22 protein-coding genes are annotated in these 23,821 nt (G+C 50.1%); 15 read left to right on the top strand and 7 right to left on the bottom strand.

What is annotated here, in order from left to right; translation table 11 throughout:
• Positions 1–215: 215 nt before the first annotated feature.
• A complete protein-coding gene (locus VV089_RS11670; RefSeq protein WP_334335988.1) occupies positions 216–728 on the top strand; it encodes a CarD family transcriptional regulator in 513 nt (170 codons plus the stop codon).
• A 172-nt stretch (positions 729–900) separates the two neighbouring features.
• Here the strand turns inward: VV089_RS11670 and VV089_RS11665 are convergent, their stop codons facing one another.
• The gene (locus VV089_RS11665) at positions 901–1,245 is read right to left on the bottom strand and encodes a DUF1292 domain-containing protein (RefSeq protein WP_172542800.1); all 345 of its coding nucleotides are present in this window, start codon (positions 1,243–1,245) and stop codon (positions 901–903) included.
• A 323-nt stretch (positions 1,246–1,568) separates the two neighbouring features.
• On the opposite strand from VV089_RS11665, the gene VV089_RS11660 reads away from it, so the two are divergent.
• From VV089_RS11660 to VV089_RS11635, 6 genes are all read left to right on the top strand, one after another.
• Positions 1,569–2,477 (top strand): dihydrodipicolinate synthase family protein, encoded by a 909-nt coding sequence (locus VV089_RS11660; RefSeq protein ID WP_334335987.1) that lies wholly within the window; start codon positions 1,569–1,571, stop codon positions 2,475–2,477.
• A 100-nt stretch (positions 2,478–2,577) separates the two neighbouring features.
• Complete coding sequence (locus VV089_RS11655; RefSeq protein WP_334335986.1) at positions 2,578–3,966, top strand: FAD-dependent oxidoreductase; 1,389 nt, start codon at positions 2,578–2,580, stop codon at positions 3,964–3,966.
• 55 nt (positions 3,967–4,021) lie between these two features.
• Positions 4,022–5,125 carry a TRAP transporter substrate-binding protein DctP gene (gene dctP / locus VV089_RS11650; protein ID WP_334335985.1) on the top strand — a complete coding sequence of 368 codons (1,104 nt, stop codon included), beginning with the start codon at positions 4,022–4,024 and terminating at the stop codon, positions 5,123–5,125.
• 92 nt (positions 5,126–5,217) lie between these two features.
• Positions 5,218–5,718 (top strand): TRAP transporter small permease, encoded by a 501-nt coding sequence (locus tag VV089_RS11645; protein ID WP_334335984.1) that lies wholly within the window; start codon positions 5,218–5,220, stop codon positions 5,716–5,718.
• Positions 5,719–5,757: 39 nt separating this feature from the next.
• On the top strand, positions 5,758–7,050 hold the full coding sequence (locus VV089_RS11640) for a TRAP transporter large permease (RefSeq protein WP_334335983.1): 1,293 nt from the start codon (positions 5,758–5,760) through the stop codon (positions 7,048–7,050).
• 130 nt (positions 7,051–7,180) lie between these two features.
• Positions 7,181–8,200 carry a LacI family DNA-binding transcriptional regulator gene (locus tag VV089_RS11635; RefSeq protein ID WP_334336252.1) on the top strand — a complete coding sequence of 340 codons (1,020 nt, stop codon included), beginning with the start codon at positions 7,181–7,183 and terminating at the stop codon, positions 8,198–8,200.
• A gap of 41 nt (positions 8,201–8,241) precedes the next feature.
• On the opposite strand, the gene VV089_RS11630 is transcribed toward VV089_RS11635, so the two are convergent.
• The 3 genes from VV089_RS11630 to VV089_RS11620 all read right to left on the bottom strand — a co-directional run bounded on the left by VV089_RS11630 (position 8,242) and on the right by VV089_RS11620 (position 9,696).
• Positions 8,242–8,544: a type II toxin-antitoxin system RelE/ParE family toxin gene (locus VV089_RS11630; RefSeq protein WP_334335982.1), complete on the bottom strand. Its 303-nt coding sequence runs from the start codon at positions 8,542–8,544 to the stop codon at positions 8,242–8,244.
• Positions 8,537–8,800 carry a type II toxin-antitoxin system prevent-host-death family antitoxin gene (locus VV089_RS11625; RefSeq protein ID WP_172542794.1) on the bottom strand — a complete coding sequence of 88 codons (264 nt, stop codon included), beginning with the start codon at positions 8,798–8,800 and terminating at the stop codon, positions 8,537–8,539. Before VV089_RS11625 ends, VV089_RS11630 begins: the two co-directional genes overlap by 8 nt.
• A gap of 317 nt (positions 8,801–9,117) precedes the next feature.
• Positions 9,118–9,696 carry a D-sedoheptulose-7-phosphate isomerase gene (locus VV089_RS11620; RefSeq protein WP_172542795.1) on the bottom strand — a complete coding sequence of 193 codons (579 nt, stop codon included), beginning with the start codon at positions 9,694–9,696 and terminating at the stop codon, positions 9,118–9,120.
• Between the two features lie 189 nt (positions 9,697–9,885).
• Here VV089_RS11620 and VV089_RS11615 point away from each other — a divergent pair, with 189 nt between their 5' ends.
• A complete protein-coding gene (locus VV089_RS11615) occupies positions 9,886–10,971 on the top strand; it encodes a GntR family transcriptional regulator (protein WP_334335981.1) in 1,086 nt (361 codons plus the stop codon).
• A gap of 214 nt (positions 10,972–11,185) precedes the next feature.
• A complete protein-coding gene (xylB, locus tag VV089_RS11610; RefSeq protein ID WP_334335980.1) occupies positions 11,186–12,685 on the top strand; it encodes a xylulokinase in 1,500 nt (499 codons plus the stop codon).
• An 88-nt stretch (positions 12,686–12,773) separates the two neighbouring features.
• On the opposite strand, the gene VV089_RS11605 is transcribed toward xylB, so the two are convergent.
• The 3 genes from VV089_RS11605 to VV089_RS11595 are packed head-to-tail and all read right to left on the bottom strand — an operon-like array spanning position 12,774 to position 15,537.
• Positions 12,774–13,586, bottom strand: coding sequence for an alpha/beta fold hydrolase (locus VV089_RS11605; RefSeq protein WP_334335979.1), 813 nt, complete (start codon positions 13,584–13,586; stop codon positions 12,774–12,776).
• A complete protein-coding gene (locus tag VV089_RS11600) occupies positions 13,579–14,685 on the bottom strand; it encodes a Gfo/Idh/MocA family protein (RefSeq protein ID WP_334335978.1) in 1,107 nt (368 codons plus the stop codon). The genes VV089_RS11605 and VV089_RS11600 overlap by 8 nt, the downstream gene beginning before the upstream one ends.
• Positions 14,686–14,721: 36 nt before the next feature.
• Positions 14,722–15,537, bottom strand: a complete 816-nt coding sequence (locus tag VV089_RS11595; protein ID WP_172542799.1) for a sugar phosphate isomerase/epimerase family protein — start codon at positions 15,535–15,537, stop codon at positions 14,722–14,724.
• 304 nt (positions 15,538–15,841) lie between these two features.
• On the opposite strand from VV089_RS11595, the gene VV089_RS11590 reads away from it, so the two are divergent.
• The 6 genes from VV089_RS11590 (at position 15,842) to VV089_RS11565 (ending at position 23,739) form a co-directional block, all read left to right on the top strand.
• Positions 15,842–17,041, top strand: coding sequence for an ROK family protein (locus VV089_RS11590; protein ID WP_334335977.1), 1,200 nt, complete (start codon positions 15,842–15,844; stop codon positions 17,039–17,041).
• 388 nt (positions 17,042–17,429) lie between these two features.
• Positions 17,430–18,953, top strand: a complete 1,524-nt coding sequence (locus VV089_RS11585) for a sugar ABC transporter ATP-binding protein (RefSeq protein ID WP_172542255.1) — start codon at positions 17,430–17,432, stop codon at positions 18,951–18,953.
• Between the two features lie 174 nt (positions 18,954–19,127).
• Complete coding sequence (locus VV089_RS11580; protein ID WP_172542257.1) at positions 19,128–20,093, top strand: ABC transporter permease; 966 nt, start codon at positions 19,128–19,130, stop codon at positions 20,091–20,093.
• 108 nt (positions 20,094–20,201) lie between these two features.
• A complete protein-coding gene (locus VV089_RS11575; protein ID WP_334335976.1) occupies positions 20,202–21,260 on the top strand; it encodes a substrate-binding domain-containing protein in 1,059 nt (352 codons plus the stop codon).
• A 294-nt stretch (positions 21,261–21,554) separates the two neighbouring features.
• Positions 21,555–22,403, top strand: a complete 849-nt coding sequence (locus VV089_RS11570; protein ID WP_172542261.1) for a MurR/RpiR family transcriptional regulator — start codon at positions 21,555–21,557, stop codon at positions 22,401–22,403.
• A 28-nt stretch (positions 22,404–22,431) separates the two neighbouring features.
• Positions 22,432–23,739 (top strand): sedoheptulokinase, encoded by a 1,308-nt coding sequence (locus tag VV089_RS11565; protein ID WP_334335975.1) that lies wholly within the window; start codon positions 22,432–22,434, stop codon positions 23,737–23,739.
• The last annotated feature ends 82 nt before the right edge of the window (positions 23,740–23,821 follow it).

Below are 23,821 nucleotides of genomic sequence, written 5' to 3'. Positions count from 1 at the left end.
TAGGAGAAATCTTTGGCAAAATAGCCAAAATCCTCCCCACATGTATCAGCTAAATGTAACAAAAAAGGAAAAACAAGAAAAAATTGTTAGAAAAATCCGAAGTTTTCTGCTATAATATTAGATAGAAGTTGGAAAACACAAACCGCAATGCTTTGTATTTGACAGCAGGCGGTTTTTCCTTTTTGTGCGTGACGAGCCAGGCAGGAGGTAAGAATATGTTTGAAAAAGGAGGGTATATTGTATACGGAACGACAGGCGTGTGCGAGATCGAGGACATCACCTCGCCGAATATCGAGGGGGTGCCGGGGAATCGCCTTTACTATGTGCTGAATCCCTGTTTTAAAAAGGGAAACCGCATTTTTACGCCTGTGGACAATGAGAAGGTAGTCATCCGGGCAGTGATGACCCAGGAGGAGGCTGCTTCTCTGGTGGACGAGATTCCCCACATCGAAGAGCTGTGGGAGAAGGATGACAAGGTCCGGGAGCTGCGCTACAAGGAAGCCATCCGCAGCTGCAATCCCAGGGAGTGGATTCAGATTATCAAGACTTCATATCAGCGCCAGCAGCAGAGAAAGGCGGTGGGGAAGAAGGCGACCACCGTGGACGAGCGTTACTTTAAGGCTGCGGAGGAGCACCTGTATGCGGAACTGTCCATTGCTCTTGGGGTGCCCAAGGATGAAGTGAGGGACTATATTCAGAAGCGGCTGGGGAAGGAGCAGGGAAATTAAGTTTTGGATAGTTTGATGCAGAATATTTCTGAGAGCGCTGCTTCACAGACGCAGGCGCAGCGAAGGCTGCAGCAAGACATGGGAGCAGTATTATCGGCATCAAAAAGAGGGGACTGTGGGAAATAAGATATCAGCCTTATTTCCAGGCAGCCCCCTCTTTTTTGCGTACCGTTTATTCCGCTTCTTCCTCGCCCACCAGCTCGTCGTACTCCGCTGCGTCCAGCATCTCGTCAAAAGCGTCCGCCACAGCCTCGTACTCCTCGTCGTCCTCGATGTTCTCCAGAACCGGGGATTCCTGGCTGTTGTCGTAGCGGTAGATGAATACCTCTCCGTCCTCATTTTCCCCGTTCTCATCCAGAGGAAGCAGAGCGATATAATCCCTTCCGTTCACCGGAAAGATGGTGAGAATCGCACATTCCACCTGCTCATCGTTATCCAGGGTCAGCGTGACCGTGATATTCCCGTCACAGGAATCGCAGTTTCCATTGCAGGAAGCAGTATCACATTTATTGTCCATTCCCATATTCGTACCTCGCTTGTTCTCTATAAAAATATTTAGGTGTCTGGCTGCTGTTTACCGTCCTTGGGACAAAAACAAAAGCCATTTTTACTCTAGCAGAAGAATCTGGGAAAAGCAAGAAAAATAGATAAAAAAATTCAATCATATGGATTTGAGTTTTTGCTAGATAACGTTTACTTAAAAATAATTGGTTATATTGTATAAAAATCAAATGAATAAACTAGATGTTATGACGAAAATAAGAAAAAATGTTGATATTTAAAGAAAAACAAGTACTATCGAATAAGAAAACGTTTTATCAAAAAAGGAGGAATGAAAGCATGAAAAAGCTGCATGGGGTTACGGTGGCAATGGTTACCCCGATGGATTCCCGTGGGGCCTTCCTTAAGGAAGCCATGGAACAGCTTACAGAAGCATTGATTGCCCGTGGGGCCGACTGCCTGTATCCCTGCGGAACTACGGGAGAAATGTCCCGTCTGAACCTTAAGGAGCGCAAAGAAATTGCCTCCGTTGTTGTAAAAACAGCGAAAAAGAGGGTGCCTGTGTACATACATGCAGGGGCGGACACACCGAAAGAAACCATAGAGCTGGCCCTGCATGCCAGACAGATAGGGGCAGACGGGGTTGGGGTGGTGACGCCGGCGTTTCTGCACATGAGCTCCAGAGAGATGCAGAATTATTATCTGGAAGTAGCAGGGGCCCTGCCAGAGGGTTTTCCCCTCTATCTCTACAATATCCCACAGTGTTCGGGCAATGATTTACTGTACAAAGATGTGAAAACGATTTATGAGAATGCAGAGAATGTGGCAGGGATCAAGTACAGCTATCTGGATTTGAATAGAACGCTGGAGTATCTCCAGGTGGGGGAAGATTTTTCCGTGCTTCATGGCTGCGATAAGGTTTTTGCAAGTCTCTTGGTGCTGGGGTGTGGGGGAACCGTTTCCGGAGTGGCAGGGGTGTTCCCGGAGCCTTTTGCGGAAGTGTACCGGGCCTATCAGGAGAAGGATCTTGAGCGCATGGAGCGCTGGCAGAAGGTCTGTGTGGAGATCTGCGATATTTTGAAATGCGGAAGCAATATGGCGTATTTCAAAAGCGGATTGGAGTTTAGAGGGATTCCGGCCGGCCATATGCGCAGCCCTCAGATGGATCTGGAGGAGCTGGAACGGGAACATCTTTTCTGCATTTTGCGGGATTTCTGCAGGAAATTTCAGATTTCGGAGAAACTATAGTCAAGGACAAAAAGAAAATAAGCTGTCTTTGGTTATAACAGGAAACAAAGGAGACGCATTGCACACATTCCGGGAAACCGGAACAGGAAGGAGGAAGAAAATGACTTATAAGGAACCGGCACAGGAGCTTCCAGTATATGGAACCTATGACGTAGTGGTTGCGGGAGGCGGCACGGCAGGAATGATTGCCGGACTGGGAGCGGCCAGAAGCGGAGCAAAGACACTGGTGATTGAACGGATGGGGTATCTGGGCGGACAGTTTACCGGATTTATGAATACCTCATGGACCTGCAGCGATCAGGTAAAACGCTGTGTGGGCGGAATTGCCTATGAATATTTTCAAAGAATCGAAGACCTGGGCGGCGTGGAAAATCCCAACTACGAAAAGGATGCCTATATCCTCTATGACAGCGAGCGTGCCAAATACGCCATTGTGGAAATGTATGAGCAGGAGGAGAAGCTGGATACCTTGTATCTTACTATGGTTACAAAGGCCATTATGGACGGCAGAAAGCTAAAAGGCGTGATCATTGAAAATAAATCCGGCAGACAGGCTGTATTTGCAAAGCAGTTTATCGACTGTACGGGAGATGGGGATCTTCTCGAATTTTCCGGCTCTCATTACGAAGAACTGGATCCAAAGCATCAGCATCCGGCCAGCCTGATTGCCAAGATTAGCAATGTGGATGTAAAAAAGCTTAAGGAATATTACGGGGCCCGTCCGAAGCTTCAGAAGGGGGAGCGGTATCTGGGGCATCTTCCACACGCGGGCTTTTACGGCTTCCGGCTTGCAGAGGAGCTGGAAGGGATTTCCCTTCCGGAAGAACTGGAATACCTTCGGGACTGGTTTATTCTCTTTTACAGCACGCCGAATCCCGGTGAGATGATTTTAAATATGACAGGCACTACAGCCCTTGACGGCACGGACGCAGACGCAGTTACCAAAGGAACGGATATGAGTATAAAAAGGATGTGGCAGGTTCTGCCCCTGTTCCAGAAATATGTTCCGGGGTTTGAACATGCATTTATTGCCGCTACAGCCCCGGCTCTGGGAATCCGGGAGAGCCGCAAGGTAATCGGGGGCCTGCGTCTGACAAGTGAAGCCATTCTCAATGCAAGCAAGTATCCGGATGCCGTGTGCAGCTACCAGTCGCCCCTGGGATACCATACGCCGGACGGCAAGGATATTACTTTTGCCCGCATGGAGCCGGGAACGGCTTATGACATTCCCCTGCGCAGCCTGGTGCCGGCAGATGTGGACGGAGTGATTGCGGCGGGACGAAACATCAGCGTGGAGTCAAAGGCCTGTGGTTCCACCCGCAGCATGAGCAATTGTATGACCCTGGGACACTGCGCCGGCGTGATCGCGGCCTGGGCGGCGGAAAATAACAAGGAAATGAGAGAGATTCCCCATGAGGTTCTGCGGAAAGTCTTAAAAGAGCAGGATATCTACTTTGCAGAGGAAGAAAAGGAAACAACGGAAGCATAATAAGGAAGAGACGGCGCTCTTTTTTGGAAGAGGCAAAGTGAAAGGAGAATGTGATATGAAAAAATTGTTGGCGCTTTTGATGGCACTAGTTATGGCAGCATCCATGGCTGCATGTGGAAATTCCACACAGAACGAAACGGCTGATACAGATAAGGAGGCGGCGGATATGCCTGCAGAGACAGACGCAGAGGAACCGGAGGCAGACGGCGAAGGGGCAGAGGCGGAATATGTGATTCGCTATGCATTTACCTCGCCTCAGAATTCCCAGGTGGGCAGGATTGCAGAAGGCTTTAAAGAGCGTGTGGAGGAGCTGTCCGGGGGACGCATTACGGTGGAGATGTACCCCGACGCCCAGCTTGGCGACAAAGCGGCCAATCTGGAAAGCGTGCGTGCGGGGGAGCTGGAGATGTGCGATGCTTCTGCTTCTGATATGTCAAGCTACTGTCCCAGGTGGTCTGTATTTTCCTTCCCTTATATGTTTGACAATTCCCGGGAAATGCTGGACGTAGTGCGAAGTGAGGCGGTATTTGAAAAGCTGGATGCAGATACTACGGCAGCAGGCTTTAAGATTGTGACCTTTGCGGATTTTGGAAGCAGGAATGTATTTGCCAACAAAGCAATCCGCACCCCGGAGGATGCGAAGGGGATCAAGATCCGTGTTATGAATGATCCCATTCTGGCCAAAACCATGGAGCTTATGGGCTTTAGCGCCATCAGTCTGGGGTGGAGCGAGGTGTACACGGCCATGCAGCAGAAAACCATTGACGCACTGGAGCAGAATGAAGCCCTCTGCGCGGACAATATGCTCTTTGAGGTGGCGGATACTTATTCTTATACGGAGCAGTTTCGGATTCCGGGAATCCAGTATATGAGCGCGAAGTTCTTTGACAGTCTGCCTGCGGAGCTTAAGGAGGCAGTGGTGCAGGCGGGAATCGAGAATGAAGAGTCTATCTATGAGTGGTTCCCAGAGTATAACCAGGCGTCCATTGATGTGCTGAAGGAGAACGGGGTAGAGTTTGTTGAAGTGGACAAGGGAGCCTTTATAGAGGCCACGGCGTCCATTAAGGATTATTACTTTGGACTGGATACTACGCCGGAGGACGCGCAGGAATTGTACGACGCCATGATGGCTGCCCGTGACGAGATCCGCGGCGAGTAGAGGCCGGTGCGTTTGAGAACTGCCGGTTTGCTGCAATCGTTTGTTCCCATGGGGGAAGGCCCGGGCTGTTCCCCCCATAATAAGGAGAGCGTATGAAAAAGATAATTTCCATAATTCATAAATTGGAGGATATTCTGCTTGTGGCCGTGCTGGTCTATATTGTGGTAATGGTTCTGCTGGGTGTTGTACTCCGTTATTTCTTCCATTACAGTATTTTGGGAAGTGATGAGATTATCGGCTACCTGGTGGTGTTCCTGGGGATGATGGGATCAGCGGTTACCATCCGGGACGACAGCAATATCTGTCTGGACGCCCTGGTGTCAAAAATGCCGAAGGAAAAGCAGAAATATCTCTATGGGCCCATTCAGGCTGCTATTGTTGTGATTCTGCTGTTTTACATCTACTGTTCCTGGAATCTGACAAAATCCCAGGCGGATGTCCTGGCTCCCATGACCCGGATTTCCATGGCGTATCCCTACGGGGCCATGACGGTCAGTCTCTGTTTTATGGTCTTTGAACAGGTGGTTATGCTGGTGAAAAAGATAAAAGATAAGACGCTGTTCTGGCCCCAGTCCGACTACGAGAATCGGTGAAATGTGCACAGGAAGCATGTGCAGAGGAAGGAGGATAAAATGCTGGAAACTATAATTCTGATAGGCTTGATGTTTCTGCTGATTTTTGTGGGAGTGCCCATCTGCTTTGCGTTTGCGGGCGTCAGCGTGGCCGGCCTGCTTTTGATAGGAAACAATCCCATTAACGTGATTCCCCAGGGGCTGTTCGGGGGAATGAATTCCTTTACCATTCTGGCCATTCCCTTTTTTGTGTTTGCAGGAGAGCTTATGAATTACGGCGGCATTACCAGAAGGCTGGTGCGCTTTTCTACCCTGCTCATCGGGCGGATGAAGGCCAGCCTGGCCCAGGTAAATATTGTGGCCAGTATGTTTTTCGGCGGAATCACCGGCTCGGCTGTAGCGGATACCTCTTCTGTGGGAGGTATGCTGATTCCGGCTATGATTGAGGAGGGATATGAACCGGACTTTTCCGTTGCCGTGACAGCTTCCTCCTCTGTTATCGGGCCGATTATTCCGCCTTCGATTGTAATGGTGGTCTATGGGGCTACCGTGAGCACGTCCATCGGAGCCATGTTCCTTGGGGGGATTATTCCTGGAATCCTGGTAGGGCTTGCCCTTATGACGGTTGTGGCCCTTATGGCGGGAAAACAGGATTTTCCAAGGAGAACAGAAAGGTTTTCCAGGAAAGAGGCGGTTGAAATTATTCTGGCTGCCATTTTTCCTCTGGGAATGCCGCTGCTGATTCTGGGGGGGATTCTGTCCGGCATTTTTACGCCCAGTGAGGCAGGCGCTGTTTCGGCGGCCTATTCTCTGGCGGTGGGAGCTTTTATTACCCGTGGGAAAATTTTCAGGGCTGTTCCTCATATGCTTTTAAAGACGGCCAAGACAACGGCAGGCATTCTGTTTATTATGGGAAATGCCATGATCATCAGCCGGATTTTTGCCTATCTGCGTGTGCAGCAGAGTCTGGGGCTGTTTGTGAGCACTTATCTGGATAATAAGATCTTATTTTTGATTTTTGTCAATATCCTGCTGCTCTTTATGGGGATGTTCATGGAAGGGAGCGCAACCATTATTCTGCTGGCTCCTATTCTGGCTCCCATTGCAGCGTCCCTTGGAATCCATCCCGTTCAGTTCGGACTTATTATGTGCATGAACGCTGTGATTGGAAATGCAACGCCCCCTGTGGGAGTCTGCCTGTTTATCGGCTGCGGCATCGGGCGGATTAAGCTGTGGGAAGGGGCGAAGAAGATAGCGCCTTTTATTCTGGCGGAGATTTTGGTGCTGCTGATGGTATCCTATATTCCGGCCCTTACCATAGCTCTTCCCAGGGCGGCCGGTCTGATTAAGTAGCGGGGAACCTTGCCTGCCGCTGCGCTTCGCGCCGTGACCAGCAATTGCCCTGCGCGGCCATGGATCTTGAATTGACAATGTTCGGAATCTATTATATCCTAAGAAATGGAAAAAGTAATTTTATGATTACATTCGGGTTAAATTTATGGTGACAATAAAAGACGTTGCGAAAAGAGCGGGAGTATCCATTGCCACGGTTTCCAGAATCATCAATGGGGCGGACAATGTGGGAGAACAGTACCGGACGGCAGTGCGGCAGGCGATCGAGGAACTGGACTATCAGCCAAATGCAGCTGCCCAGTCTATGAAAAAACGAACATTCCGTACCATTGGTATGGTAATGTCAGATTTCTCTGTGCCTTTTTTTGAAAAAATTCTGAAGCAGATTGAACGGGCTTACCGGAATAACGGAAATCTGGTTCTGTTTGTGAATACATATGAGGATCCGGAGATTGAGAAAAAGGGAATCCAGTTTATGGTGGAAAAGCAGGCGGACGTGCTGGTGATTGCCTCTACCGGAAAGAATGAGGATTATCTGGCACGTCTGCAGGAGAGGGGCATGTCCATTATTTTTATTGACAGGCGTTCCCGGGAGCACCCCTTTCCCGCTATCTATGTGGATAAGCGGAAAGCCATGTACCAGGTGCTGGAGCATCTGACCCTTATGGGGCATGAGGAGATTGTGTTTATCACAGGCCCCCGGCATCTGTCCACCAATTATGATCGTTACAGCGGCGCATCGGATTTCTTTTACGAAAAACTTCTGGATCCCGGCAAAATGCGGTACTTTTTTGGTGAATTTTCTGAGGAGTACGGGTATTCGGTTATGGGGGAGCTCATCAAAAGGGGGAGTCTTCCCACGGCAGTGCTGGTGGGCAGCGCAATCCTGGCGTCCGGGGTGATTCTATGCTGTAAGGATCACGGAATCCGGATACCGGAGGATGTTTCCCTGGTGTCTTTTGGAGATCTGGCCTGCGGAAAGCTCATAGAGCCCCGTTTGACTTATGTGTACGACGGGCACAGGGAGATTGGGAAAAGTCTGGTGGATATGATAGAGACTTCCTTTTATCAGCCGCTGGAGCGGAAAAATATCGTGCTGCAGCCGGAACTGGTGGTGCAGCAGTCGGTGGGGAAGGTTGAGAGAATATAGGGGGAGACCGGGAAATAAAGGCCTCACAAAATTTTTTTGGTTTATAAATTACGTCCTTGGTATTGTATCGTTACAATATAAACTATTTTTTCAATTTCATCAATTCGAAAAATGGCTATATAGTTGTCAACTAACAACTGCCTATAACCTTTTCCGGCATATCTGCCTTCATTACGTTCCTGGCGGGACTGGGGAAAAGTGTCCAATTTCAAAATGGCCTTTTTGATTCTGTCAACTTGCCCTTTTGCATTTTCAGGGGCAAGTTTCTCATTTGCGATATATTTGTAAATACTGTCTAAGTCACGTACTGCTCTAGGGTTGATTTTTATCTTGTATTTATCCAAAATGCTTTTTCTCCAATTCCGCAAAAACTATTTCTGCATCAACTGCTTCTGCTCCGTTTGCCAGTTCCTGTTCAGATTCATAAATGGCTTGGTCGATGCGGTTAATTCTTGCGAATTTATCATACAATTCGCTGCTCATTACCACTAAGTCGCTATACCCGTTTTTGGTAATAAAAATTGGCTCCTGTTCCTTGTGTGCGATATTAGAAATTTCGGTTGTATTGCGTAAATCCTTGATAGGCATTATAAGCGGCATGATTCTTCACTCCTTTCACTGGCATAATTATAGCATAATTATGTGACGGACACAATGGGAATATGCATTCTGGTTATAATAAATTTCTATATGGTGTTCCTGTTCACTCCGTGACCAGGAAAAGGGAATGGACTTTGCCGTCTTGATCCACATGGCAGCCAGCGGACTTTGGTTTTGGAGCTTGGCGCTGACTGCCCCAAAGAAATGATATATGGAATCCGCAGCACAGCTGCGTGAAATGCGGCGAAGGATGTCGGATCGAGCAAGTCATTTGCAGCGGTGCGAATTATGACGGTGCAAGACTGTAACAAGGCGTTTTACCTGACCGGATCCAGCTCCAGCTCAATGCTTTCTGCGATGCTGTGTATATAGAAGAGATGAAGGGCCTCGGCAAGCATAGGCTCGTCTGTGTTCACCGGAACCCAGATATCGGCCATATCCTTTAACTTTCCGCCGGATCTGCAGGTGAAGATAACGGTTTTAATGCCTGCTTTTTTGCAGGCTTCCACGGCCAGGATGACATTTTTGGAATTGCCGCTTGTGCTGAAGCCCCAGAGAATATCCCCTTTGACGCCCAAGGTCTCCACCTGGCGGGAAAAGACGGCGTCATAGCCGAAATCATTGGTCAAGGCAGTCAGCACCGAGATATCGGCAGTCAGGGCAATGGCCGGATATCCTTTCCGGTTCCAGTTGGCCATATGGCCGACAAAATCATTGGTGATATGGGAGGCTGTTGAGGCGCTTCCGCCGTTGCCGCAGAGCAGAATCTTGTTTCCGCATAAAAGGGCTTCCTTTGTGGCCTCGATACATTCCAGAGCCGGGGCCGTATATGCGGCGGTGGTAGTGTTGACGGCTTCTTTTAAGTGTTCGAAATTGGTCTGAAAAACAGAATTCATAGTAATCCTCCTGGTTGAAAAAATCTCTTTCTTCCTGTATAATATGTACGTATAAGTTTTTGTACTTGTATTATACAGGAAACAAAAATGAAAGTCAATGAAAAATCCGGCTGCCCATGAGGCTTGCGTAAGGCTTCATGTTCCTTTATGATGGAGAAAAAGAATGTCAGTAAAGCGGGAGAATAGGAAATGGAAATAAAAGAGACGGCTTCAAAATACCAGACGGTATACGACGAATTGAAACGGGAGATTGTATCCGGACGCCTTGCGCCGGGGGAGAAGATGCCCTCGGAGCTGAAGCTGATGGAGCGGTATGATTTCAGCAGGCAGACCATCCGTAAGGCCTTGGAGGAGCTGACGAAGGACGGCTATATTCATAAAGTACAGGGAAGCGGCAGCTTTGTAAAAAGCCCTCATGCAGGCGGAAAAAATGCAAAAACGGTTATCTTCATAGCTCTTTTTGCCCAGCACTATTTTTTCTCCCAGTATATCGCTGGAGTAGAAAAAGTGCTGAAAGAAAACGGATATGCTTTAAACATCAGCTTTTCCAATAACCGGCCGGAGGATGAGGCCCGCTGTCTTCAGGAGGCCATGGAAAAAGGCTGTGCCGGAATCCTGCTCATACCGGCCAGAAGCGCCTGCATCTATTCCAACCTTCATCTTTACAAAAAGATAAAGCAGCTTAGGATCCCCTGCATTACCATGGGCGGACAGCTTCCCTATGCCGGGCTTCCCTGCGTGATTATGAATGATTTTGAAGGCGGAAAGATGGCGGCGGAATATCTGATAGACAAGGGGCATACCCGGATTGCCTGCATTATGAACCGGACGGAAGGCAGCGGCAGTATGCGCTATGCCGGTTACCAGGCGGCCCTTTGCGGGGCCGGAATCCGTGAGGAAGATGGGTGGGCCAGGTGGTATGAGTATGAGTCCTTTCAGGAGTTCCTGGAGCAGGAAAGGCTGGTTGAAGATTGTCTTTCCAAGGTTACGGCGGTGTTCTGCTTTAACGATGAGATGGCCCTAGGCATCATGGGGATTCTGGAAAAACGGGGAGTCCGTGTGCCGGAGGATGTGTCCGTAATCGGATATGACGATTCCTATATGTGCATGTTCGGAGCGAAAAAGCTGACTTCCGTCCGCCAGGAACCGCTAAAGCTTGGAGAGAGAGCCGCCCGGAACCTCCTTGGGCTGATAAAGAATCCCAATGGAGACGCAGATGCTTTTTTTGAGCCTGAGGTGGTGGAACGGGAAACTGTGAGAGATTTAAACGGATAAGACTGGACGGATCTGCGGTGAAAAAGTTACTGGTCACGAAGTGAACAGTAATGTAAAAGAGATTGACACCTATCATAATATGTGTTTGAATATATACGTACAAGTTGTTTTTGACATATACTTTTGAAACATAATTTCTGTTGAACGGTAAAGCCGCAAAGGCTTTACCCTTTAGTGCTGTTGCGCAGCGACTTTAATAGAAGGGGGAGAAGGAATGTCCTGTTTTTTAGGAATTGATGTGGGAACCTCAAGCTTGAAGGCAATGGTGGTAGATGAGAGGGGCAATATAGCCGGCCTGGCCAGCAGTCCCTATTCCATCCTGTGCAGACGGAGCGGATATGCCGAGCAGGAGCCGGCGATCTGGTGGGAGGCTTTGAAAAAAGCAGTAACACTTGTGACAGCCCAGCTTAAGGGTACAGGAAAACGTATTGCTGCAATTGGATTTTCAGGGCAGATGCATGGTACCGTGCTGCTGGATCGGGAATATCAGGTGATACGCCCGGCCATTATCCACTGTGATGCCCGGACGGGAGAAGAGGTGGAAGAGATTCGGGCCATTCTGGGATCGGATATCGAGCGGATACTGATGAATCCCATTGCGCCGGGAATCATGCTGCCCACCCTTCTGTGGCTTAAGAAAAGGGAGACAGAGAGCCTGGAACGGGCGGCTTACGCACTGCTTCCCAAGGATTATCTCCGCTTCCGGATAACCGGGGAGATTGGGACGGACTATTCGGACGCCTCTGCCACATTGGCCTTTGACTTAAGGAAAGGGAAATGGGCGGAGGAGATATTAGAGAAGCTGAAGCTTCCTAAGGAGATATTTCCGCCCTGCAAAGACAGTATCCAGATTGCCGGAAGCGTCACAGGGGAAGCGGCCCGTGAGCTTGGACTGGAGCAGGGAATCCCGGTGGTTCTGGGCGGAGGAGACCAGGCTATGCAGAGCATCGGATGCGGAGCCGTGACAGAAGGAGAGGCGACAGTTAACATCGGAAGCGGAGGCCAGGTCTGCGTTCAGACGGATAGGCCGGAGGGAAATATTGCTCTTGGATTAAATACCTTCCAGGGATACGGCCGGGAGCGCTGGTATGTTATGGGAGCCACAACCAATTCGGGTTCCAGCCTGAAATGGCTCAATCAGCTTCTGGGCCAGACAGACTACGAAGCCATGAACCGGGAGGTGGAACAGATACGGCCGGGCTGCGACGGACTGGTTTTCCTTCCCTATCTAAGCGGAGAGCGCTGTCCGAGAATGAATGCGGATATCAGCGGCGTATTCTGGGGCTTAAGCTTTCTCACGGACAAGGCCCGGATGACCAGAGCCGTTATGGAAGGGGTGGCCTTTGCCCTGTATTCCTGTCTGGAGGCCTGCGAGAAGGCGGGAACCAGGATTGCTTCTATGACGGCCCTTGGAGGAGGGAGCAGGAGCGGCCCCTGGCTGCAGATGCAGGCGGATATTTTTAACAGGGAGCTTCGGACAACCTGCCACCAGGAGCAGGCCGTATTCGGGGCAGCCGTTGCGGCGGCGGTTGGGACGGGGCATTTTGACGACGTACCGTCTGCCTGCCGGGAAATGATCCGGTATAAGGATACGGTGATTGAGCCGGATCCAAAGATTCATAGACTGTATGAGGAATATTACGGCATTTATAAGGAGATCTACGAAAAGGGAAAGGAGACGCTGGTAGCAGTAACGCGCCTGGGCCGCCGATAAGGAAAGAGGGGGCTGCCGGGAAATATGATATCAGAAAAGTCTGATGTCATATTTCCCGACAGCCCCCTCTTCATTAATAGAATAAGTGTTACTTCCCACTGTGTTCCAGCAGAAAATCCAGCGTAACCTGATTATACTTCTCAAGCTGCTCCCAGTGCTGGACGTGTCCGCCGTCCTTTGCCGTATAGAGCCGTGCCCCGGGAATGGCGCGGCACATTTCTTCGGAGACGGATATGGGCACAAAGAGATCCTTATCGCCTGCCACGACCAGGACGGGAGCCTTTATGTTGGGAAGCTTGGGCAGGATATCAAAGCCCAGGATGGCATTGCACTGGGCCTTGAAGGCGTAGGAAGGCATGGGGTGGGGATCGTTCATATCGGCCAGCTCGGATTCCAGCATAAAAGCTTCATGTTCCTCCTGGAAGGGCTGGGCGAAGATAATCCACTGGGTCAATCTTCCGGCAGTCACCGGATCCAGCTGCCCGTTAGCCTCCCGGAGAATCTCGATGGAGCGCCGGAAGCTGACGCAGCAGTTTGGAAAGGTGTTGGTCAGGATCACGGAGCGCACCCGATCCGGGTAATGGACGGCAATATACTGGGCAATGGCTCCCCCCATGGAGATGCCGTTAAAATGAGCGGATTTTATTCCCAAAGCATCCATCACGCCCACGGCATCCTTTGCCATCTCTTCGATGGTATAAGCATAAGCTACCGGCTTATCGGAAAGCCCGGCGCCCCGGTTGTCCAGGGCATAGACGTGAAAATGCTTTTCATAGGCCTCAATGTGCGGTGCCCATTTGCTCCCGGGAGCGCCCAGTCCCATAAGAAGGAAGAGCGGCTCGCCGGCTCCGCTTTCTTCATAGCTGATGGTTATTCCGTTTGATTTACACTGTTTAGTCACGTTCTTCTCTTGGCTCCTCTCCTGTATATAATGCCCGCAGCAGTGTTCCGCATTGGGGAAGTTCTCGTTCCATGCGCGCAAGCACCGGCTCATAGCTGAAATCCGTCAGCGGAAGGTCGATCCGCTTGTTGTCAAGAGCGCTCAAGCAGATGGCTTCCAGGATTTCATAGCCGTGGAAGGCCGTCTCGATATTGCAGGAATGAGGTTTGCTGTCATCGTCAAGCCAGTCGGCATACTCAGTATAGTAGGGAGTCTGAATCTGTTTTTCCTGGTGATGATACCAGCCGGGTTCCTTGCCGGAGATAAATTCTCCCTTTGTAGCTTTGCTGCATTCTCCCCAGAAGCCGTCGGTCTCCGCGTAAGCATACCCGTTGGTTCCCCATAGGGTAAGGCGGTTGTCGGAATCCGCATACATTTCCGGATTGTGGCGTTCGGAGAAGTAGCCGCACTCCAGATAACCTCTTGTTCCGTTTTCAAATAAGATCTCTCCCATAAGAAAATCCGGTGAAGGGTGGTTGTCCTTCAAAGTAGCCGGCCCGTGCACATGGCCGATAACGGATTTTGCCCGGCAGCCTCCGTTGGCCCAGATGATATAATCCATGTAGTGGGTTCCAAGCTGTGCCAGCCAGGGCTGGGTTTCCGCAAAAATCTTTTTGATCTCGCCCAGATCTCCGCGATCTGCTTTTTTCTTTAATTCCTGCATCTGGGAAAGGTATTTCTGCTGGTGGCAGACAATGGCCTTTATGTGGTTTTGGACGCAGAGGTCTGTCATTTTCCTGGCTTCCGGCATATCCTCGGCCATGGGCTTTTCAAAGGAGACAGCCCGGATGCCGTGCCGGACGGCCAGCTCGATCATGGAGAGACGGAGATTGGGATAGGTGACAAATACGAATACCTCCGGCTTGGTTTCTGCCAGCATCTCTTCCACATCTGTAAAAAGCGGAACAGAAAGGCCGAAGGATTTTGCGGCGGCCTTCATCACGTCCTCCCGGATATCGCATAAGCCGACAACCTCATAGCGGTCCGGATTTTCCAGGATTCCTTTGAGATGCGTCTTTCCACGCACCCCGAGGCCCATAATTGCAACGGTGTGTTTCATTAAATATACCCCCTTATGTATGTAAAATGGTGTATCTTATTGATTCTGAATGCTTTTCATGTACTTCCCGTCAGCCAGTACCACCTGGTCGGAATCATGCTCTGCTTCCGGGGACTCGTCCTCGGTCATAATCCAGCCCTCATAGCCGGTTTCATCAAGAAAATCCACGATGGACTTAAAATCTCCGATGCCTTTTCCCATGACAGCCCACCTATGAGCTGCCGTCATATCCTTGAAGTGGACGTGCCGCACAAGATCCCGGTGTGCTTTGATGGTCTTTAGGGGATCGATGCCTCCGTTCAGCATATGGCCTACGTCTGGAGCATAGCCGATACCTTTTGCATACAGTGTGTCAAACATAATGTGGTAATCGTTTTCATAACGGAAGATGGAATTATCTCCGGAGTTTGGATGAAAGACCGTCACGATTCCGTTTTCCGCTGCTCTCTTGGCAATGGCAGAGATGCACTGCAGCTGGTTTTTCTGCTTTTCGTAAAGATTATGCTCCCGGACGGGATCGGCGGCCACATGTCCAAGCATCAGTTTGGCAGTTGGGAAATGAGACAAAAATGCGATTGCTTCATCCAGCCGTTCTTGTTCCTCCTTCGTTTCTTCGGGAAAAAGCCAGTCCTCGTGGACGGCCAGGGCAGCCAGGGCGATCTGCTTTTCCTCCAGAAGCGCCTTTAGCTTTTTCCAGTCCGTGTAGTAATCCTCCAGCATACAGATCTCCGCTTCCATGCCAGTGAAGCCTGCCTTCGCCAGGACATCTGCCATATGGGGAACCTGTCCGTGAAACTTGAGGATGTTCATCTGCCAGGGATAGGTCTGGCTTCCATATTTGATTTTTGACATGATAACCTCCTTTTATGTATTAATCTGATAAAGGAATTAATGAAATAAAAATATAAATAGATTAAATGGTTATGATTCCATTATAGGATTGAGGTTTGGAATATGTCAAGAAATTTTTTTTCTTAATGGTAAGATGCAAGAAATATGATTTTTTCTCTTTTGTGAAAATATTAAATGAATTAATTATTAAATAAAATAAATGTATTTGACAGAGAGGTATATGAAATGTTATTCTTATAACAATAACCGTGATATTGCGGAACTGGAAACAGCGGTATGCGGTACTGGAATGGAGGACTGAAGTATGAAGCAGGGAGGTAAAAATCTGGAGGTAATACAGGCGATGAACCGAACGCTGCTGCTGAGGCTTCTGCAGCAGAATCACATATGCTCCAGGGCGAATTTGTCAGAGCAGTCGGGGCTTAAGCAGGCAACCATCACCAACATTATCAATGATTTTATTTCCTGGGAGCTTGTAGAGGAGACGGGGCTGATTGAAGGCTGCAAGGGGAGAAGGGCTATCGGAATCCGCCTGAACACGGAGGTGTTTTACGTCATCGGCGTCCGGCTGTCCAGAAAATATTTTGAAGTGGGAATCTTTACGCTCATGGGAGAGCTGGTGGAGGAAGAGTATCGGGAATACATCACAGATACAAAGCCAAGCACCGTGATCCCGAAGATACAGGAGAGCATCCGCAGACTCATAGCCAGGTATGCCGGAAAAAAGGTTCTGGCTGTGGGCGTGGCAGTGCCCGGCCCTTACTACTTTGAAGAGGGCGTGATAGAAGCAGTCTTCACGGATTGGGAACAGGTATCCATAAAAAGCATGCTTCAGGAGGGGATGCCCCTTCCGGTTGTGATAGACCACGATGCTAATGCAGGAGTTCTGGCAGAATGCTCCTTCGGCCTGGATCCCAACTTGTATGAGACGGTAGTGTATCTGGCTGTAGGACAGGGAATCGGGGCGGGGATCTACCACGAGGGAAAGATTTTCCGCGGAGCTGCCGGGATCGCCGGGGAGATCGGCCACGCCAGCATCAATATGGATGGCCCAAGATGCGAATGCGGCAACCGGGGATGCCTGACCTGCTATGCTTCTACCATAGCATTTATGGACAGAGTGAACAAAAGACGGAAAGACTTAGGGTTTTCGCCTCTTCTGCAGTTTCAGGATCTGATAGAGCCTGCACAAAAGAAGGATGAGGTGGTATACAGTGAATTCCGCACCAATATGCGCTATCTGAGCGTCGGAATCATCAATTTGATCTACAGCTACAATCCGGATCTCATTATTATCGGGGATGAGATGAGCAGGATTGGGGAGCGAGTGCCGGAAGAGATCAAGTATAACATTTCCCGGCTGATGGAGCGCAAGGTTCTGAAGCAGGCGGAGATCCGATTGGCTGCTTTTGAGAAGGATTCCGCTTTTATCGGTGCGGCGGAGCTGGCCATTGATTACGCCTTTGTACATACGGAATTGTTTCGCGGAGAAAAAATATTTTAGGGAATTTAAAAAATAAATGAATCGATACATTGGCTTGGAAAATGCGCAGGTATTTTCCAAGCCAATTTTTTATGCAATTTGCACATAAATGAAGTGGAAAAACTGGATAACTATACAAAATTCATCTATCCATATTCTGAAACACAAATATCGTGTTGACAAATACCACAAAAGAGTATATTATTAATTTGATTAATAAATAAATGCAATAAATAAAGAAGGACATAGAGTAATAAAATTTTTTTTCGCATTTTGATTGACAACGGAGACTCTAAGAAATATAATTTCATATCAAGAAAGAAAATTTCTTATGGAAAACCGGTACATCACGCTGGATTTTATATGAAATGAACACAGCGGGGCGCCGGGAATAAAAAGGAGCGGAAAAATGGGAGGAAATGCAAAAGCTGCAGGAGGCAGTGATTACATTTTGGAATGCAGGGATTTGTCAAAGTCTTTTGGAGGTACAAAGGCCCTCCGGAATGTGGAGCTGCACATCAAAAAGGGAGAAGTCCATGCCCTGGTGGGGGAGAACGGCGCAGGCAAATCAACCTTGATGAAAGCCATCATCGGTCTTCACAAGATTGATTCCGGCACTATTACCTTTGAGGGAAAGCCTTACAAGGTAAACGGCCCGGCGGAGGCTATCCGGAAAGGCATTACCATGATTCACCAGGAGCTGAACCCGGAGCCGTATCTGACTGTTGCGGAGAATATTTTTCTTCACAATGAAGATGCAAAGGGGATTTTTTTGAATAAAAAAGCCACCAATGAACGGGCGGAAAAGATTCTCAAGGAATTTGATTTTCCCATCAGCCCCACGCATCTGGTGGGAGATCTGTCTCTGGCACAGGCCCAGATGATCGAGATTATGAAGGCGGTGTCTTCCGATGCCAAGCTGGTTATTATGGACGAGCCTACCTCCTCCCTGGACAACGAGGAGACGGAGCGTCTGTTTCAAACCATCCGTCAGCTCAAGGAAAAGGGTGTGAGTGTTGTTTACATATCCCACCGTATGGAAGAGATTTTCAGCATCTGCGATACGGTTTCCGTATTCCGGGACGGGCAGTACATTGACTGTAAGCCCATCGGGGAAGTGACCCAGGAGTCCCTGATCTCCATGATGGTAGGCCGGGAAGTGAAAAATGTATTTCCCAAGACGGAATGCGAGATTGGAGACGTTGTATTCAAGGTGGAGGGGCTGACGGGAAAAGGCTTTACCGATATCAGCTTCGAAGTCCGCAAAGGGGAGATTCTGGGGCTGACAGGGCTGGCAGGCGCGGGAAGAAGCGAGACCATGCGCGCCATTTTCGGTCTGGATCCGCTGGTTTCGGGAAAAATGTATATGGACGGAAAGGAGATTGTCAATAAGAATCCCCGGCAGGCGATCAACCATGGAATTGCCATGGTAAACGAAGACAGGCGCGAGTATGGCCTGTGCCTGTACCGTTCTATCAGCGAGAACATCTCTCTTCCCAACCTTCCGGTATACCAGAAGGGACTGCTGCTGAATAAGCGGAGGGAAAAGGCAGAGAACCGGAAGTATGCCGAAATGCTCACGGTAAAAGCAGCCTCTCTGGAGGAGGACGCTATAGCGCTGAGCGGCGGCAACCAGCAGAAGGTTGTGCTGGCCAAATGGCTGATGTCCGACCCCAAGGTTCTCATTCTGGACGAGCCCACCCGGGGCGTGGATGTGGGCGCAAAGTCAGAGATTCACTCCCTGATGTGCGAATTTGCCAGGCAGGGGCTTGCGGTGATTATGATTTCTTCGGAGCTTCCGGAGGTGATGGCCATGAGCGACCGGCTTCTGGTCTATCACGAGGGAAGGATCAACGGAGAACTCTTAAGAGAAGATATCCAGAACGGAAAAGTGACCCAGGAAACAATTCTGGCGAAGGAATTTGGGAATTGAATGTGTGTCGAAGCGGCTTTACCCTTTAGTGCTGTTGCGCAGCGACTATTAAACAGTAATATCCCTCACAGTGCACAAATCGATTTCCAGACACATGGGTTTGTGGCTGGAAATTGATTTCAGACCAGTGTACTGGGAGGGATATTACGGAACTGGAATAGGAGGATTAGATATATGAATACAAAGCTTGCAGGAGATAAAAGCTATCAGCGGCAGCTGTTTTTTAAGCGGTATGGGATTGTCTTTATTATGATAGGGATGATCCTTCTGCTTACCTTTACTACAAAGAATTTCCTGTCTTACAATAACATTCTCAACGTACTTTCCACCATCTCCATCAACGGCTGCATAGCCCTGGGCATGTGCATCGTGATCACGGCGGGAGGCATTGATCTTACGGTGGGCGCTCTTCTGGCCTGGGGTTCCATTGTGGCCGGTCTGGTGCTGCAGTCCACCGAGAGCATAGCCCTGGCATGTCTGGCGGCGGTGATTACCTCGGCGCTTATGGGGCTCCTTACTGGCTTGATGATTGCCCAGTTTAACCTCTTTCCCTTTGTGGCAACCCTGGCCATGCAGCTGGTAGTCCGGGGGCTTGCGACGGCCTTAAGCGGCGGCGCTTCCTTTCCCATTGCTGTATCTGCATTTACAAAAATCGGTCTGGGCAAGGTGTTCAATGTCATTCCCATACCGGCAGTTATCCTGCTTGCGCTGATTATCATAGCCTACATACTGATGCACTGGACAAAGTTCGGGCGCTATGTGTACGCAATCGGAGGCAATAAAAATGCAGCCGTGGCCTCCGGCGTCAATGTGTACTGGGTAACGGTCTGGACCTATGTGATTTCCGGCCTTTTTACTGGGATTTCTTCCCTGATTATGACGGCAAAGATCAATGCCTCCCAGCCCAACATCGGCGTAGGCTATGAGACGGACGCCATTGCAGCCTGCGTAATCGGCGGTACCTCCTTTGCAGGGGGCGTTTCGACCATACCCGGAACAGTGGTGGGTATCATTATCATCGGCTTGATCTACAACGGCATGAATCTTATCGGCGTACAGTCTTACTGGCAGACTGTGTGCAAGGGGCTCCTTATTGTTCTGGCCGTGCTTCTGGACAAGGCGGTGAATAAGAAGCGTTAACCGGTATTTTCTGCATTTCTGCCGGGGCGGGCAGACGGCCGAAGGGTTCCGGCACAGGCAGTAAATATAAAAACTATTTATCATTTTATTTATGAAGGAGGTTTTATCATGAAAAAGAGAAACGTGTTGGCTGTGATTCTGGCTGCGGTGATGGTGACAGGCATGCTGTCAGCCTGCGGCGGCAAGTCCCAAGAACCGGCAGAAGCTCCTGTGCAGGCAGAGACGGAAGCTCCGGCAGAGAGCGGGGGCGGAGACGAGGCAGAGGCGCCAAAGGCAGCGGCAGCGTCTGAGGTTAAGGTGGCTTATCTGGCAAAGAACGTTGTTGACGCATTCCATGTAACCATGAATGCTTATGTGGGCGAGCAGCTGGACGCTATGAAGGCAGAGGGGCTGATTGCAGACTGGCAGCTCTTTGACGCTACCACCGATCCGGTGCTTCAGTGCAGCGAGCTGGAGGATGCCATTAACAACGGATTCAATTTTGTGCTGATGCAGCCCTGTGAGGCGGCAGGCTCCGACCCCGTTGTTACCCGCTGTGCGGAAGAAGGAATCCCCTGTGTAGTTATCAATTCCACCACAGAGTCTACCATGGAAAAGGCATCGGGATATTCCGGATCCGATGATGTACAGGCTGGGGAAATGATGGGCGAATACATCAACGAAAAGGTTCCGGAGGGCGGCACATACGTTCATATGCAGGGTGTGCTGGGTTCCTCTGCGCAGATTGACCGCGGACAGGGCATTGCCAATACGATGACTGCGGACAAGGGCTGGACCAGCGGCGGAGATTTCGCAGCGGAATGGCTGGCGGAGAAGGCGGTGGCATTTGCAACCGATGCCCTGACACAGTACGGAGATAAGCTGAAAGCCATCGTATGCGACAACGACGATATGTCTTCTGCAGTCCAGGCATACTGCAATTCCGTAAACAGAGAAGACATCGTATGCATCGGCGTTGACGGCAACAAGGGACCCTTGACTATGGTAAAAGAGGGAACTCTGGGAGCAACTGTATTCCAGGACGGCGTTGCCCAGTGTGATTATGCAATCAATACCATTGCAAGGGCAATCATCACCGGAGAGACGGAGGGAGTTGAGATGTACAAGACCGACATTCCCTTTGTGTTGGTAACCTCCGAAAATGTAGATCAGTACCTGACAGATTAAGAGGGCAGGACGGCCTGCAGCAGGACGGCGGCAGGCTTCGGTGAAAGAATAAGGATGGGGCTGCCGGGAAATAGCTGATGTGATATTTCCCGGCAGCCCCATTGCTGCGGTTTGTTCCGCCGTCTGTCTGAACTGCCGCCGGAAAGGATAAAAATGTCTTGAAAGCCCAATTGGAAAATTGATATTCCTGTGTTTTGTGATATAATGAGAAAAGATGTGGGGATTTATGGAAACGGGCGTGTGCGGCCGGCGGGCAGAAGCGCAAAATACAGGAACGGATGAGGGGAGAGCGGCATGGCTTATAACATCAATATGACAGACGAGTATACGGTGTGGGAGAATATTAAGAATAATTACGAGAGTCTCTATGCTGCGGAAGCCAAGGTGGCTGATTTTATTCTCAATAATCCGGGCCAGGCTCTGGAGGCCAATGTTTCGGAGACGGCGGAGCTGAGCGGCGTCAGCGATGCGACGGTTGTCCGGTTCTGCAAGCGCATCGGCTACGGGGGCTTTTACCAGATGAAGATACAGCTTTCCCACGATATGGGGAAGAACTGGACGATGAACAAGGAGAGGGAGATCCAGAGGTATGATTCTGCCCAGGAACGGATTCTGGCCATTACCAACAACATTGCCACCATATCCAGGCATATGGATACGGAGGTGATAAAGAGCTGCGCCAGGGCCATTGACAACAGCGCCACGGTGTTTGTGATTGGAAACGGGTATGCAAAGATTATAGCCTGCGATATTATATACCGTCTGACCCGGAAGGGCATACGCTGCAGCGGGGGCGGATACTCGGAGACGGATTTTGAAAATCTGTATCTGGGTCAGGAGAAGGATGCGGCAATCTTTATTTCCCGTTCCGGGGAGGACAAGAAGACTTACAAAGAGATGCAGCTGGCGGCGAAAAAGAAGATGATCACCATTTCTCTGACGGACGCTGTCAAGTGCCCTATGACACAGCTTGCGGATTATTCCCTGACTACGGGCATAGAGGACCGGGCCAGGGTATTTATCCATGAAAACAGCTCCAGCCTGAATATGATGATTCTGGTGGAGGTTCTGCTGGACTATGTGACCCAGCGGCATGAGGATAAGAGCTACCTGGACGAGGTTGTGTCCGGGGATCGCCTGTAGAAAATAAGGAAAGGTTTACGGATAACGTATGAAGACAATCGGAATTGATATTGGCACCACAACCATCAGCGCTGTGGTTATGGAGACGGAGGGCAGAAAGCTTCTGGCATCAAGAACCATTCCAAACGGAAGCTTTATCCAAACGGATCGGGAGTGGGAACGGATCCAGGATGTATCTCTTCTTATGAATAAGGCAAAGGAGCTTCTGGATTCCTTTTTGGAGGAATTTCCGGACACAAAAGCTATTGGCCTGACCGGGCAGATGCACGGCATGCTGTATACGGATGCGGCAGGGCGGTGCGTAAGCCCTCTGTATACCTGGGAGGACGGAAGCGGCGATCAGCCGGAGTTTGACGGAGAGTCTGCGGCGGAGCTGGTAACCAGGAAGTATGGAATCTTTGCGGCCACGGGCTTTGGGCTGGTGACTTACCTCTATCATGTGAAAAAAGGGCTGGTTCCGGAGGGGAGCGTCTCTCTGTGTACGATATCCGACTATCTGGGAATGTGGCTTACCGGAAGAAAAAGGCCTCTTGTCCATGCAGGCAACGGGGCAAGCCTTGGCTTTTATGATACGAAGAACTGGCGTTTTCGTGAGGAAATGATTGCAGATGCAGGGATGGATCTTTCCATGCTGCCAGAGGTGACGGCGGATGTGAAGGAGCTGGGGACGTATAAGGGCAGAAAAGTCCTTACGGGACTTGGTGACAATCAGGCGAGCTTTCTGGGAGCCGTTGGAATGCAGGAACAGGTATGGCAGGTGAATGTGGGAACCGGGGGACAGCTCTCGGTTTTGTCGGATCGGCACTTTGAGGCTCCGGGGATTGAGGCCCGGCCTTTTCTTGAGAACCGGTATATTCTTACGGGGGCGGTGCTCTGCGCAGGAAGAGCTTATGCGATCCTGGAAGGCTTTTTCAGAAGCTGCGCGGCGGCTATGGGGCTTGAGGACAAGGAGCAGTACGGCCTGATGGAACGGCTGGCCGGAGAGGCCCGGGAAGATGCGGGCGGACTTCAGATTGTGACGAAGTTTAAGGGGACTCGTGTGAATCCGGAGGTCAGAGGGAGGATTGAGGGACTCAGCGAGGAGAATTTCCGGCCGGAGAATCTGGTGCTTGGGGTGATTGAAGGGATTTCCAGGGAGTTTTATGATATTTATGGGGAGATTTATAAGGGGACTGGGATTCGGGCGGAGAAGCTGATAGCGTCTGGGAATGGAGCTAGGAGGAATCCTGCTCTTCGGGAGGCTTTGAAAAGGATGTTTGGGGCGGAGCTGGAATTGACGGAGTTTCGGGAGGAGGCGGCTTGTGGGGCGGCTTTGAGTGTGTTGTATGTGAGATAGGGGGGGGCAGGAGCTGCCAGCAGGAATAAGCCCTCCGGCGTTTCCGTATCCTGTGTTCGGACGATTCGCGTACACTCTGTCT

This window comes from Candidatus Merdisoma sp. JLR.KK011, assembly GCF_036941125.1.
Classification (GTDB): domain Bacteria; phylum Bacillota; class Clostridia; order Lachnospirales; family Lachnospiraceae; genus Laedolimicola.
This window is presented reverse-complemented; position numbering and strand designations above follow the sequence as displayed.